Below are 13,284 nucleotides of genomic sequence, written 5' to 3' on the forward strand. Positions count from 1 at the left end.
GCCGTTCCTAGACGGTCTGCGACTCCTTGGCCGTCGGGGCCGGCGCATCGGCGGGGGCCGCCGGAGCCGCGGCGCCCCGCAGCGGGACCTCCTTGACGAACAGCGCCGCCACGAGGGCCAGCACGGCGACCGAGCCACCCACCAGGAAGGCGATGTGCGTGCCGGATGCCACGGCGAACTCGTACGCCTCACGCACCGGGTCCGGCAGCTTCGCCAGGCTCGCCGCGTCCAGCTGAGCGGACTTCTCGGTGACGCCACCGCCGCCGCGCGCCGCCATTTCGTCCTGGACCCGTCCGGTGAACAGCGCGCCCATGATCGCGACACCGAAGGAGCTGCCGAGCGTACGGAAGAGGGTGGTCGCGGACGAGGCGACTCCCATGTCCTTGAGTTCGACGCTGTTCTGCGCGACGAGCATCGTGATCTGCATCAGGAAGCCCATGCCGGCGCCGAGCACCGCCATGTAGACGCCGGAGGTGAACCGCGAGGTACCGGTGTCCATCTGCGCGAGCAGGAACAGGCCCGCCACCATCAGGGCGCTGCCCACGATCGGAAAGATCTTGTACTTGCCGGTGCTGGTGGTGACCCGTCCGGCGATCAGCGAGACGACCATCATCGCGAGGAGCATCGGGAGGAGCAGCAGACCGGAGTTGGTCGCCGACGCACCCTGGACCGACTGCTGGAAGAGCGGCAGGAAGAGCACGGCGCCGAACATCACGAAGCCGGCCATGAAGCCGACGACCGACATCAGCGTGAAGTTGAGATTCCGGAAGATGTGCAGCGGAATGATCGGCTCGGCCGCCTTCGTCTCGACGAAGACGAAGCCGACGAGGGAGGCCACGCCGACGGCGATGAGCTCCATGATCACGGCCGAGCTCCAGGCGTACTCCGTACCGCCCCAGGTGGTGACCAGGACGATCGCGGTGATGCCCACGGTCAGCAGTCCGGCACCGAGGTAGTCGACCTTCGCCTTCCTGCGCTGCGTCTTCGGCAGGTGCAGCACGGCGGTGACCATGGCCAGCGCGACCGCGCCGAGCGGCAGGTTGATGTAGAAGCTCCAGCGCCAGCCCAGGTGGTCGGTGATGGTGCCGCCGACCAGCGGGCCGCCGATCATGGCGATCGCCATGACGCCGGCCATCATGCCCTGGTACTTGCCGCGCTCACGCGGCGGCACCAGATCGCCGATGATCGCCATGACACCGACCATCAGCCCGCCGGCGCCGAGGCCCTGGATCGCCCGGAAGCCGATGAGCTGGCCCATGTCCTGGGCCATTCCGCTCAGGACCGAGCCGATCAGGAAGATCACGATGGAGGTGAGGAAGACGCCCTTGCGGCCGTACATGTCGCCGAGCTTGCCCCAGATGGGGGTGGAGGCGGCCGTGGCCAGGGTGTAGGAGGTGACCACCCAGGACAGGTGCTCCATGCCGCCGAGGTCACCGACGATCGTCGGCATCGCGGTGCCGACGATCAGGTTGTCGAGCATGGCCAGCAGCATCGCGATCATCAGCGCCAGAATCACCACCCGTACGCTGCGCGCCTGAGGCTCCGGTTTCCCGGACGCCGTGCCGTCCGCCGCTTTCTTCAGGTCCGCCATGGTCCCCACTCCCCTGTTGCCCGTTCACTGTTCCCCGGCCCACCGAGGGACTTACTTGCCGCCCGGCTAGCTGACTACACTGGGGAAGGTAGACCCGTAACTAGCCGGGCGTCAAGTAAGTTTTGGGGAGAGCACCATGAGCATGGGCAGCACGTCGCAGCCACGGCGCGGAAACACGCGCCAGCGCATTCAGGACGTGGCCCTGAGGCTCTTCGCCGAGCAGGGGTACGAGAAGACCTCGCTCCGCGAGATCGCCGAGCAGCTCGATGTCACCAAGGCGGCCCTGTACTACCACTTCAAAACCAAGGAAGACATCCTCAACAGCATCTTCGAGGACCTCAACCGGCCCGTCGAAGAGCTGATCGTCTGGGGCAAGGAGCAGCCGCGCACCCTGGAGACGAAGAAGGAGATCCTGGTCCGCTACAGCGACGCGCTCGCCGGCGCCGCCCCGCTCTTCCGCTTCATGCAGGAGAACCAGGCGACCGTACGCGATCTGAGCATCGGCGAGACGATCAAGGGCCGGGTCATAGCCCTGGTCGACCTGATCAAGGACCCCGAGGCGTCCCTCACCGACCAGGTGCGCTGCATCAGCGCGCTCTTCACGATGCACGCCGGCATGTTCGCCCTGAAAGACATCGACGGCGACCCCGAGGAGAAGCGCAAGGCTGTCCTCGAAGTCGCCGTCGAACTGGTCACCCGGGCACACGACCCGGGTCACACCGCATAGGGCAACGTCAGATGGAGACGTTGACGGAGCGCAGGAACGAGACCGGGTTCAGCGCGGAACCGTAGTTCGGGGTGGTCCGGATCTCGAAGTGAAGGTGCGGGCCGCTGGAGTTTCCGGTGTTGCCGGACAGGGCGATCTTCTGGCCGGTCTTCACGGTCTGGCCGATCTTCACGTTGATCTTCGACAGGTGCGCGTACTGCGAGTACTTGCCGTTGGAGTGCTTGATCACGATGGCGTTGCCGTACGCGGGGCCGTCGCCGCCGCCGTTCGGGCCCGCCTTGACGACGGTGCCGGCGTGCGCGGCCTCGACCTTGGTGCCGATCGGGACGGCGAAGTCCTGGCCGGAGTGCTTGTGGGCCCAGCGGGAGCCGCCGGTGCCGTAGGTGGCGCTCAGCGTGTACTTCTCGACCGGGGCTTCCCAGGAGGAAGCCTTCTTCTTCGCGGCGGCGGCCTTCTTCTTCGCCGCCTGCTTCGCCTTCGCCGACTTCTCGGCCGCCGCCTGCTTCGCGGACGTGGCCGCCTTGCTCTGCGACTGCGCCTGCTTGGCGACGGACTGGGCGGTAACGGTGCCCGCGAGAGCCGCGGTACCGGTGGTGCTCGCCGTACCGGAGGCCGCGAACGCCGCGCCCGCACCGAGCACCATCGATGCACCCACGGAAGCGGCGACCACGGTGCCACGGACTCGGGACAGGGACGGGCGGGCGGACTGCTGGAACGTAACGCGCTTCGACATACGGGGAAGTCCTCCGGTGGTGAGTGAACCCGGCGCTCTGCCGGACGTGCTCCACCTTGGTAACCCGGGTCCCGGCCAATGCTCAAACCCCCCATCTACGAAGAAAAGCCGTAGAAGGAGCCGCAGGAATTCGCTGCCGACGGTCCCGGCGACAGGGCCTCCGAACCGCTGGAATTCAATGTTCCGGATCGCGTTTAGGCCCAGTTCGAAACGGTCCTAAACGGACACAGGGCGGCCTTCCGGGCACATCATCCCGTTTCACCGAATGGCCCCACCCCTACCGGGCCGAAGGTCCCTCCGGCGATCATGGCCACTACTCCTAACCCGGCTAGTAGGCCCCAGAAGGGCTGTGCGCCTTGTCACCGCCGGTGGGACCAAAGACCTTCCGATTCGGGACCTTCGGCCTGCAACCTGACTACGCTGACGGGGAACGGCGAGCTCCTGGGGGGACACGATGGCCGGCGACGACACCGACGACACCCGCGGCCCGGACGGCATCGAGCTCGCCGACGCCGTCGAGTCCATCCGCAACCAGCTCATCGACGCGGCCACCCGCGCCACCGGCCGCCCCGTCTCCTTCGAGGTCGGTGACATCCACATGGAGTTCACGCTGGAGCTGCGCAAGGAGGCCAAGGGCGGCACGAAGGTCAAGGCATGGGTGGTGGAGGCGGGCGCCGACGCCTCGCGGGCGACGGCGCACACGCACAAGGTCGCGTTCACGCTCACCCCCCGCAACGCCGTGACCGGAGCGGCCTGGGAGATCGGGCACGAGGACGGCGGCAGCACGGAGCACTTCGGGCGGGGCCGCGGCCGCGGACCGGGCCGGCCGTGAGAGACGTACGGCCCGGGGACCGCACGGTCGTCGTGCTCGGCGCAGGCTCCGTACAGGGCAGCGGTGTGCTGCTCACCGACCGGCTGGTGCTGACCTGCGCCCATGTGGTCAAGGGCGGCAGCCGCGGTCGTGTGGCGCACCCCGGCCTGGCGGAGCACCGGGACGCCGCGGTCAGCTGGATCGACCACGACCTGGACGCCGCCCTCCTCCTCACCGCGGAGCCGGTGCTGCCCGTCCCGCCGGTACGGCTGGGCGCCCTCGACAGCGGCCAGGCGCTCCGGGACTGCGAGATCACCGGCTTCCCGGACATCCAGCGGTACGGCTCCGGAGGGCATCTGGAGGCCGACCAGTACACGGCCACGGTCCTGCCCATGGCGGGCCGGGTGCGCAGCCTGATGGTCTGCGAACTCGACGGCCCGCCCCCCGCCACCGACGGCCACGGCGCCCCCGCGCTCCGGGGCCTGTCCGGCGGCCCCGTCTTCGCGGGGAGCGTCCTGCTCGGCATCGCCCGCCAGATCCCCCGGCAGCGCGGCGGCGGACGGGTGGAGTGCGTCGCGCTCCCCCTGCTCGCCGCCGCCCGCCCGGTGCAGCTCCTGTACGAGCAGGCCACCGGCAGGCCGCTGAGGTACGAGAAGGTCCACGGCCACCACCCGAGGGACCAGCAGTACGAGGCGGACTACGCGGCCTCGGTCGGCGCCGCCTACCGGCGCACGAAGGTCTTCGGCCTCGACGAGCTGAACAGGAACGAGACCGAGTGGGACCTGGACACCGCGTACCTGAGCCTGGAGGCCCAGCCTCCCGACGACGGCGCGGAGCACCGGCCACCTCCGGTGCCGCAGCGCATCGACGCCCTGCTCTCCGACCGCCCCCGGGTCCTGCTGCGGGGCAACGCGGGCGCCGGAAAGACCACCCTGATCTGGTGGCTGGCTGCGCACGCCGCGGCCCGCACCCTCCCCGACCGCTTGGACGCCCTCAACGGCCTGGTGCCGTTCGTCGTCCCGCTGCGCACCCTGCGCGCCCGGGGCGGCACCTTCCCCGGGCCCGCCGGGCTGCCCGCAGCGGCCCGGCTGGTCGTCGACGAGCCCCCGGAGGGCTGGGCGGGCCGGGTCCTGGAATCCGGCCGGGCACTGCTGCTGGTCGACGGCCTGGACGAGGTCCCGCGGGAGGACCGCGACGAGGCGCACGACTGGCTGTCCCGGCTGCTGGAGCGCTACCCGGGCACCCGGTGCGTGGCGACCGTACGCCCCCTGGCCGTCGAACCGGACTGGCTGCGGTCGCAGGACTTCGAGGAGTTACGGCTCCTCCCGATGCGGAATGAGGACATCCGGTCCTTTGTGGGTGCGTGGCACAGAGCCGCACGGCTGGACAGTGACGACCACGAGCACCTGGGCGAGCTGGAACAGGACCTCACGCACCGTTTCACCCAGAACACCGCCCTGCTCGACCTCGCCCGCACCCCCCTGCTCTGCGCGGTGATCTGCGCCCTGCACCGCCGGCGCCAGGGATTCCTGCCGGAAACCCGCTGGAAGCTGTACCGCTCCGCCCTCGACATGCTGCTGGGCAACCGCGACAAACGCCGCAGGATCGACGCCCCCGAGGGCATCACGATGGACGTCGAGGAACAGACCCAGCTGCTCCAGCGCATCGCGGTCTGGCTGGTCCGCGAGGGCCAGTCGGAATTCTCCCGCGCCCAGGCCCTGCGGCAGCTGGACCGTGCCCTGTCCGGCATGGAACGGGTACGCGTCCAGGGCACCGCCGAGGAGATCCTGACGCACCTCCTGAACCGCAGCGGCCTCCTCCAGGAACGCGCCGACGACACCTACCAGTTCGCCCACCGCACCTTCCAGGACTTCCTCGCCGCGAAGGAGTTGATCGAGGACGACCATCTGAACGAGCTGCTGCGGCACGCCGCGGAGGAGCAGTGGCAGGACGTGATCCTGCTGGCGGCCGGGCACTGCGGGCGGCGCGAACTCCCTTTCCTGGTCAACGGCTTGCTCGACGCCGGGCTGGCCGTGCCCGAGGGCTCCCTCGCGCGTACGGAACTCCATGTCCTGGCGGCCCTCTGCGAACAGCACGCGGCCTGGCTCGACGGAGCCGTCCGGGAGCGGGTCCGCCGGCACACCGCGGACCTCTTCCCGCCCCGCACCTTCGAGGACGTGGCGGTCCTGGCCCGGCTCGAAACCGCGGCTCTGGGCCTCCTGCCCGCACCCGCCGACCTCCCGGAGGACTCGGACACCCCCTTCGACGTCGCCCGGCTGATCAGCGCGATCGGCGGCGCCGAAGCCGTCCCGTACGCGCGGAAGTGGGCCGAGACGCACCCCTCCACCAACCCCGTCTTCGCACGCACCTGGTCCTGCTACCCCACGGAGCTGTACGCGAGAGAGGTCCTGGACCGGATCGATCCGCGCTACCCCGCGGTCACGGTCTCCACGGCCGACCACCTGGCCGCACTGCACCACGCGCCCAGCCTGGCCTTCGTCGAGCTGCTCGGCCCCTTCACGGATGCCGACCTCCAGGCGTCCCTGCGGGGGGTCAGCCCGGTACATCTGCTCATCACGTCCAACCCCGAGCTGACCGATCTGGCCTTCCTCGGCATCTGCGGGAAACGGCTCACCGACCTCACGGTCAAGGGCTGCCCCCGGATCGCCTCCCTGGCGTCCCTGGCCGGGCTTGCAGCGCTCCGCCGCCTGACTCTGGACACCCGGTTCCTCCCCGGCCGGGCACTGGAGGCACTGAGCTCGCTCACCGAACTGCGCTCGCTGACCCTGTCGCCCACGTCGGCGGACCGTCTCGGCGACCTCCCCGCGCATCCGCGGGTACCCGCGCTGCGGATCTGGCCCGACCGGCCCTTCGCCATGGAGGGCCTCGAAGCCTGGACGGGCCTGACCTCGCTCGGGCTCCACACCGGTTTCCCTTCCACCGGCCTCTCCGCCGCCCTGCGAGCCAGTCCCGGCATCACCGACCTCGACCTCTCCACGCCCGCCTTGAATCAGCTCCTCATGGGCGAGGCCCTCCCCCACATCACCGGCCTGGGCTTCCATTCCCTGCACAGCAGCGAAGTCGAGGCGATCGTCAGGACGTTTCCGGCCCTGTCCTCCCTGCGGGTACGACTCGGTGCGAGAAGGCCGGAGCCCCTCGATCTGAGCCCGCTCCGGGCCCTGCCCGGCTGCCGGGTGACCGTCGACGACGCGTACTCGGAGATCGTCGGCACCGAAGGCATCGACCTCACGCTCTGAGCCCCGGGCCGCCCACGGAAAAAGGGGCTGCCCCGGAACCGTGAACGGTCCGGGGCAGCCCCTTCGTACCTGCTGACTACGACGCTACGAGGCGTCCTTCGTCATGTTCGGGCCGGCGCCGCCTGCCGCCTGCTCGATCGGAGGAACGTCGGGCAGTGCCGACTTCTCCTCGCCGCGGAACGAGAACTTCTTCTCCTCGCCCTCGCCCTCCGTGCCGACGACCACGATGTGACCGGGACGCAGCTCACCGAAGAGGATCTTCTCGGAGAGGATGTCCTCGATCTCGCGCTGGATCGTCCGGCGCAGCGGCCGGGCGCCCATCACGGGGTCGTAACCCTTCTTCGCCAGGAGCGCCTTGGCCTCGGCACTGAGCTCGATGCCCATGTCGCGGTCCTTGAGACGCTCGTCCACCTTGGCGACCATGAGGTCGACGATCTGGATGATGTCTTCCTCGGTCAGCTGGTGGAAGACGACCGTGTCGTCGACGCGGTTGAGGAACTCGGGCCTGAAGTGCTGCTTGAGCTCTTCGTTGACCTTGACCTTCATCCGCTCGTAGTTCGTCTTGACGTCGCCCTGGGCGGCGAAGCCCAGGTTGAAGCCCTTGGAGATGTCCCGGGTCCCGAGGTTGGTCGTCATGATGATGACCGTGTTCTTGAAGTCCACGACCCGGCCCTGGGAGTCGGTCAGGCGACCGTCTTCCAGAATCTGGAGCAGGGAATTGAAGATATCGGGGTGGGCCTTCTCGACCTCGTCGAAGAGGACGACGGAGAACGGCTTGCGGCGCACCTTCTCGGTGAGCTGTCCGCCCTCTTCGTAACCCACGTAACCGGGGGGCGAACCGAAGAGGCGGGAAACCGTGTGCTTCTCACTGAACTCCGACATATCGAGGGAGATCAGTGCGTCCTCGTCGCCGAAGAGGAATTCGGCGAGCGTCTTGGAGAGCTCCGTCTTACCGACACCGGACGGACCGGCGAAGATGAACGAGCCACCGGGGCGCTTCGGGTCCTTCAGACCGGCTCGCGTACGGCGGATCGCCTGCGAGAGGGCCTTGATGGCGTCCTTCTGGCCGATGACGCGCTTGTGGAGCTCGTCTTCCATACGCAGCAGACGGGAGGACTCCTCCTCCGTCAGCTTGAAGACCGGGATGCCGGTGGCCGTGGCCAGGACTTCGGCGATGAGCTCGCCGTCGACCTCGGCGACGACGTCCATGTCGCCGGCCTTCCACTCCTTCTCCCGCTTGGTCTTCGCCGCCAGCAGCTGCTTCTCCTTGTCGCGGAGAGACGCCGCCTTCTCGAAGTCCTGGGAGTCGATCGCCGACTCCTTGTCGCGGCGGACACCCGCGATCTTCTCGTCGAACTCGCGGAGGTCCGGCGGCGCGGTCATCCGGCGGATGCGCATCCGGGAGCCGGCCTCGTCGATCAGGTCGATCGCCTTGTCCGGCAGGAAGCGGTCCGAGATGTACCGGTCGGCCAGCGTCGCGGCCTGGACCAGCGCCTCGTCCGTGATGGAGACCCGGTGGTGGGCCTCGTAACGGTCGCGGAGGCCCTTGAGGATCTCGATGGTGTGCGGCAGCGACGGCTCCGCGACCTGGATGGGCTGGAAGCGTCGCTCGAGAGCGGCGTCCTTCTCCAGGTGCTTGCGGTACTCGTCGAGCGTCGTGGCACCGATGGTCTGGAGCTCGCCTCGCGCCAGCATGGGCTTGAGGATGCTCGCGGCGTCGATCGCGCCCTCGGCGGCGCCCGCACCCACCAGGGTGTGGAGCTCGTCGATGAACAGGATGATGTCGCCGCGGGTGCGGATCTCCTTGAGGACCTTCTTCAGGCGCTCCTCGAAGTCACCGCGGTAGCGGGAACCCGCGACCAGGGCGCCGAGGTCGAGCGTGTAGAGGTGCTTGTCCTTGAGGGTCTCGGGCACCTCGCCCTTGACGATGGCCTGTGCCAGGCCCTCGACGACCGCCGTCTTGCCGACGCCGGGCTCGCCGATGAGAACCGGGTTGTTCTTGGTACGGCGGGACAGCACCTGCATGACCCGCTCGATCTCCTTCTCGCGCCCGATGACCGGGTCGAGCTTGGATTCACGAGCGGCCTGGGTGAGATTCCGGCCGAACTGGTCGAGCACCAGGGACGTGGAGGGCGTGCCCTCCGCGGGGCCGCCTGCTGTGGCCGCCTCCTTGCCTCCCGAGTACCCGGAGAGCAGCTGGATGACCTGCTGCCGCACCCGGTTCAGGTCGGCGCCCAGCTTCACGAGGACCTGGGCTGCGACGCCCTCGCCCTCGCGGATCAGGCCGAGCAGGATGTGCTCGGTGCCGATGTAGTTGTGGCCCAGCTGAAGGGCCTCGCGGAGCGAGAGCTCCAGGACCTTCTTGGCTCGGGGAGTGAAGGGGATGTGCCCGGACGGGGCCTGCTGGCCCTGACCGATGATCTCCTCCACCTGCTGGCGGACCGCCTCGAGCGAAATCCCGAGGCTCTCCAGGGCCTTAGCGGCGACACCCTCACCCTCGTGGATCAGGCCCAGGAGGATGTGCTCGGTGCCGATGTAGTTGTGGTTGAGCATCCGGGCTTCTTCCTGAGCCAGGACGACAACCCGCCGCGCGCGGTCGGTGAACCTCTCGAACATCGTTAATCGCTCCTCAGAGCGGTCAGGCAGTAAGGGGTCGGTCCCCTCCCTGTCCTTCCGCAGCTTAGTCCCGCAAGCGGGGACCGCTCATTCCAACTGCCGACACCCGTTCTTGGCCTCCTGCCCCGAACGCCGACAACTGCTCCAACCCGATGGTGCGAGACGATGTTCCCGCAGGCCAGGCAGATACCCCTTTCGCCAGTACGCCGATGGCGAACGTGAGACGTATCGACCTGCGTGTCGCCCCTTCCCACTAGGGATGTCTTACCCGCAACTACTGACAGTCCATGCGGCGCGCGCCGGTTCCCTCAGCTACGGGCGAACATCTTTCCGCTCCCGGATGCGTCCGTACGCCCCCGAAGGGGCCACTCCGGGCAATCGGTCGAGGACTCTGCGTAACCCCGGAGGTGGTTCGACGGTTCATCGGGCATGGCCCTCACCGTCCCGCCTCCCCGCTCGTCGCCCGACGCCGACGACTGGGCGCGCTGGTACGGGCGCGAGCTGGGCTGGGCCACGGCCGAGGGCCCACCGGTGCGGCTGCTCACCGGGCTGCGCTTCGACGTGCTGGAGCTGCCTGCCGACGCCGGTCACGCCGCGCTGCGAAGGCTGGGGCGTACGGGTCCTGTGGCAGTCGACGGGCAGCGGATGCGGCTGCTGGTGGCCGCGGGAAGCTCCGATGAACTGCCGGGACTGCTCGACTGGCTGGAGTGGGGCGGAATCGCCCTGGATCTGACCGCCGTAGGCGCCGGCGGACGGATCACCGCCCCGGCACCGCCCGGCTGGACGTCGGGCTCGCCGGGGGCCGCGCTCTGGCTGCGGCCCCCCGAGCCGAGGCATGAGGTCGAGCCTATGCTCCCGGCCCTCGTCGGACTCGGGAACAGGGGTGGGGATGTTCCCGATCTCGCACGGCTGGTGGATGTCGCCGCGACGGAATGCCACCGGGCGCGACTGACGCGTGCCCGGACCGGGCTGCTGACCGATAGGCCGGCAGCTCAGCCGTTGGCCTTCTCGTAAGCCTCACGGATCTCCGCGGGAACACGACCACGGTCATTGACATTGTGACCGTTCTCGCGAGCCCACTTACGGATCTCGGCAGTGTCCTTGTTGCCACCGACAACGGTGCGGCCCTTGCCACGACCGGTCGCCGCGCGGCCACCGGTACGACGGCCACCCTTGGTGTACGGCTCAAGAAGACCACGGAGCTTGTCCGCGTTGGTCGTGGTGAGGTCGATCTCGTACGTCTTGCCGTCAAGAGCGAACGTCACTGTCTCGTCCGCCTCGCCACCGTCGAGGTCATCGACAAGAAGGACCTGAACCTTCTGTGCCACTGGATTTCCTTTCATCGAAAATGTAGTACGCGGAAAGGAAACCGCTTTTCCCCGGAAAACACAAACCCCTGGGAGAGGTTCAGGAGTGCAAGAACGCGGGAAACATGCGCGATTCGGACATAGGGCTCCGGCGGCTTCTGCCGATCACAGGTGCAGAAGCATCCGGCTGTTGCCCAAGGTGTTCGGCTTCACTCGTTCGAGACCGAGGAACTCCGCGACACCCTCGTCATAGGAACGCAGCAGCTCACTGTAGACATCGGTGTCGACCGGTGTCTCTCCGATCTCGACGAAGCCGTGCTTCGCGAAGAAGTCCACTTCGAAGGTGAGACAGAAAACCCGTCGTACCCCCAGCCAGCGCGCGGTCTGCAAGAGCTTGTCCAGTACTCGGTGCCCCACTCCCGCGCCCTTGATGCTGTGATCGACGGCAAGAGTGCGCACTTCGGCGAGGTCTTCCCACATCACATGGAGTGCGCCGCAGCCGATGACGCGGGCGTCCTCGTCGCGTTCCGCGACCCAGAACTCCTGGATGTCCTCGTAAAGCGTCACCGTTGCTTTGTCGAGCAGGATGCCCTCGGAGACGTACCCGTCAAGGAGGGCGCGGACCGATGTCACATCGGTGGTCCTGGCGCGGCGGACGGTGATGGCGGGGCTATTTACCGACGGGTCGGTATGAAACTCGGTATCCGGCTGGGTTTGCGGCAGCTCTGAGGACATGCCCAGACGCTATCGCCCGGTCTCCGGCTCCGCGTCATCGGCCGGGGTTGTCTCACCGGCCGGACTTGCGGGCGGTTCGGGGAAGGTGGGCAGAACCATACGCATGGCGTCCTGGAGAGCCTCGCGCTGTTCGGCCGACATCATGCCGAAGAAGGCGACAAGAGCGGCGGCGGGGTTGTCACTGCGGGACCAGGCTTCGTTCATCAGTGCGGCCGAGTACGCGGCACGGGTCGAGACCGCCGTATATCGATATGCGCGGCCGTCTACTTCCCTGCGTACCCAGCCCTTCTGATGGAGATTGTCCATTACCGTCATGACGGTCGTGTACGCGATGGACCGTTCCTGCTGAAGGTCCTCAAGAACTTCCCGCACGGTGACCGGACGGTTCCATTGCCAGACCCGTGTCATCACGGCGTCTTCCAGCTCTCCCAATTGGCGAGGCACAGCGTCACCTTAGTGCTAGATGTCTGGAATGGACTGTTATTTACACAGCAAAAGGGCGTACAGCTCGTCACTCACGAGCCGTACGCCCTTCTCGGGTCCTGGGTTCAGACGCCTTCGGCCCGCGGATTCTGCTGGACCGACTCCGCGCGGGAGATCGCGGCGTCCACGGCCGCGTCCTCCTTGGTCTTGTTCGGACCGCCCTGACTCTTGACGATCGTCACGACGAGACCGATGAAGAAGGCGGCCATCACCACGGGGGGCAGAAGCGCGGATACGTAGTCCATGCCGTCCAGAGTAGCGAGCCCCGTGCCGCCGGAGTCCGCGCCCTCCCGGGGAGGGCGCGGCGAACCGGTCAGCCCGCGGCGCGTTCCTCCGACGGGGCCACGGGGCGGCGGCGGGGCGGGAAGACCTCGGAGGGCTTCGGCATGGGGCGGTCGCCGGGGCGCTCCGCGGGGGCAGGCGGGCGGGCCGGCGCCGGCGGGGCCTTGGGGCGGTCGGGCTCCTTGGCGGCGGCGAGGCCGCCCGGCAGGGCGAGCAGGCGGCTGCGGGGAGCGGGGGCCGTCACGGGGACCGCGCGGCCGGCGAGGCGGGCGCGGACCGAGCGCTCCGCGAGCACCTGGCAGCGCTCCAGGAGCGCCGCCGCGAGCGGTTTCCCGCGCAGTGCGCGCAGCGCGGCCAGATCGTCGGGGCGGGGGTCGTATCCGGCGGCCACGGCGTCCTGGAGGAGCTCCAGATAGCCGGAGACGGAGCCGGGGAGGGCGTTGCGGTAGCGGGCGAGATCGGCGAGCAGGAACGCGCGCAGCCGACCGGCCTCGCCGACCGCCTCGTCCACGGCCCCCGCGAGCCGCAGGCAGTCCTGGACATCCTCTTCGGGCAAGGGCGTGGGGTGGAGGGCGATGGCGAGAACGCGTCGGAGCACACGCAGCTCGTCCGCGCTGAACGCCATGCCGCCGCGTGATCCGTAGGGCGTGGGCATAACGCGACAATACGTGCTAAATGGACAAAATCCGCTTAACTGGCCGTCGGCGGCGCGGCGTCTTCTGACGCGCCGCCGGGGCCGTTC

Annotated in this window: 12 protein-coding genes; 4 read left to right on the plus strand and 8 right to left on the minus strand. The window is 68.5% G+C overall.

The features are described from left to right. Window positions 1–7: 7 nt before the first annotated feature. On the minus strand, window positions 8–1,591 hold the full coding sequence (locus OG230_RS15795; protein ID WP_328910853.1) for an MDR family MFS transporter: 1,584 nt from the start codon (window positions 1,589–1,591) through the stop codon (window positions 8–10). Window positions 1,592–1,733: 142 nt separating this feature from the next. On the opposite strand from OG230_RS15795, the gene OG230_RS15800 reads away from it, so the two are divergent. Next, window positions 1,734–2,318, plus strand: coding sequence for a TetR/AcrR family transcriptional regulator (locus OG230_RS15800; RefSeq protein WP_328911417.1), 585 nt, complete (start codon window positions 1,734–1,736; stop codon window positions 2,316–2,318). Window positions 2,319–2,325: 7 nt separating this feature from the next. Here the strand turns inward: OG230_RS15800 and OG230_RS15805 are convergent, their stop codons facing one another. Then, entirely contained in the window at window positions 2,326–3,051 is a 726-nt protein-coding gene (locus OG230_RS15805) for a M23 family metallopeptidase (protein ID WP_328910854.1), read from the minus strand. 454 nt (window positions 3,052–3,505) lie between these two features. Here OG230_RS15805 and OG230_RS15810 point away from each other — a divergent pair, with 454 nt between their 5' ends. Then, complete coding sequence (locus OG230_RS15810; RefSeq protein ID WP_328910855.1) at window positions 3,506–3,883, plus strand: trypco2 family protein; 378 nt, start codon at window positions 3,506–3,508, stop codon at window positions 3,881–3,883. After that, window positions 3,880–7,119 carry an NACHT domain-containing protein gene (locus OG230_RS15815; RefSeq protein ID WP_328910856.1) on the plus strand — a complete coding sequence of 1,080 codons (3,240 nt, stop codon included), beginning with the start codon at window positions 3,880–3,882 and terminating at the stop codon, window positions 7,117–7,119. Before OG230_RS15810 ends, OG230_RS15815 begins: the two co-directional genes overlap by 4 nt. 84 nt (window positions 7,120–7,203) lie before the next feature. On the opposite strand, the gene OG230_RS15820 is transcribed toward OG230_RS15815, so the two are convergent. After that, on the minus strand, window positions 7,204–9,735 hold the full coding sequence (locus tag OG230_RS15820; protein ID WP_328910857.1) for an ATP-dependent Clp protease ATP-binding subunit: 2,532 nt from the start codon (window positions 9,733–9,735) through the stop codon (window positions 7,204–7,206). Between the two features lie 429 nt (window positions 9,736–10,164). Between OG230_RS15820 and OG230_RS15825 the strand changes: the two genes are divergently transcribed. Then, window positions 10,165–10,749 (plus strand): SCO3374 family protein, encoded by a 585-nt coding sequence (locus OG230_RS15825; RefSeq protein WP_328910858.1) that lies wholly within the window; start codon window positions 10,165–10,167, stop codon window positions 10,747–10,749. Here OG230_RS15825 and OG230_RS15830 read toward each other — a convergent pair. The 5 genes from OG230_RS15830 to OG230_RS15850 all read right to left on the minus strand — a co-directional run bounded on the left by OG230_RS15830 (window position 10,728) and on the right by OG230_RS15850 (window position 13,167). Beyond that, window positions 10,728–11,063, minus strand: a complete 336-nt coding sequence (locus OG230_RS15830) for a histone-like nucleoid-structuring protein Lsr2 (RefSeq protein ID WP_328910859.1) — start codon at window positions 11,061–11,063, stop codon at window positions 10,728–10,730. The genes OG230_RS15825 and OG230_RS15830 overlap by 22 nt on opposite strands. Before the next feature lie 144 nt (window positions 11,064–11,207). Next, complete coding sequence (locus OG230_RS15835) at window positions 11,208–11,777, minus strand: amino-acid N-acetyltransferase (RefSeq protein WP_328910860.1); 570 nt, start codon at window positions 11,775–11,777, stop codon at window positions 11,208–11,210. Window positions 11,778–11,786: 9 nt separating this feature from the next. After that, complete coding sequence (locus OG230_RS15840; protein ID WP_328910861.1) at window positions 11,787–12,221, minus strand: BlaI/MecI/CopY family transcriptional regulator; 435 nt, start codon at window positions 12,219–12,221, stop codon at window positions 11,787–11,789. A 104-nt stretch (window positions 12,222–12,325) separates the two neighbouring features. Beyond that, window positions 12,326–12,505 (minus strand): hypothetical protein, encoded by a 180-nt coding sequence (locus OG230_RS15845; RefSeq protein ID WP_328910862.1) that lies wholly within the window; start codon window positions 12,503–12,505, stop codon window positions 12,326–12,328. A gap of 68 nt (window positions 12,506–12,573) precedes the next feature. Continuing rightward, window positions 12,574–13,167 carry a hypothetical protein gene (locus tag OG230_RS15850; protein WP_328911418.1) on the minus strand — a complete coding sequence of 198 codons (594 nt, stop codon included), beginning with the start codon at window positions 13,165–13,167 and terminating at the stop codon, window positions 12,574–12,576. Window positions 13,168–13,284: the final 117 nt, after the last annotated feature.

It is taken from the genome of Streptomyces sp. NBC_00234, assembly GCF_036195325.1.
Lineage (GTDB): Bacteria > Actinomycetota > Actinomycetes > Streptomycetales > Streptomycetaceae > Streptomyces.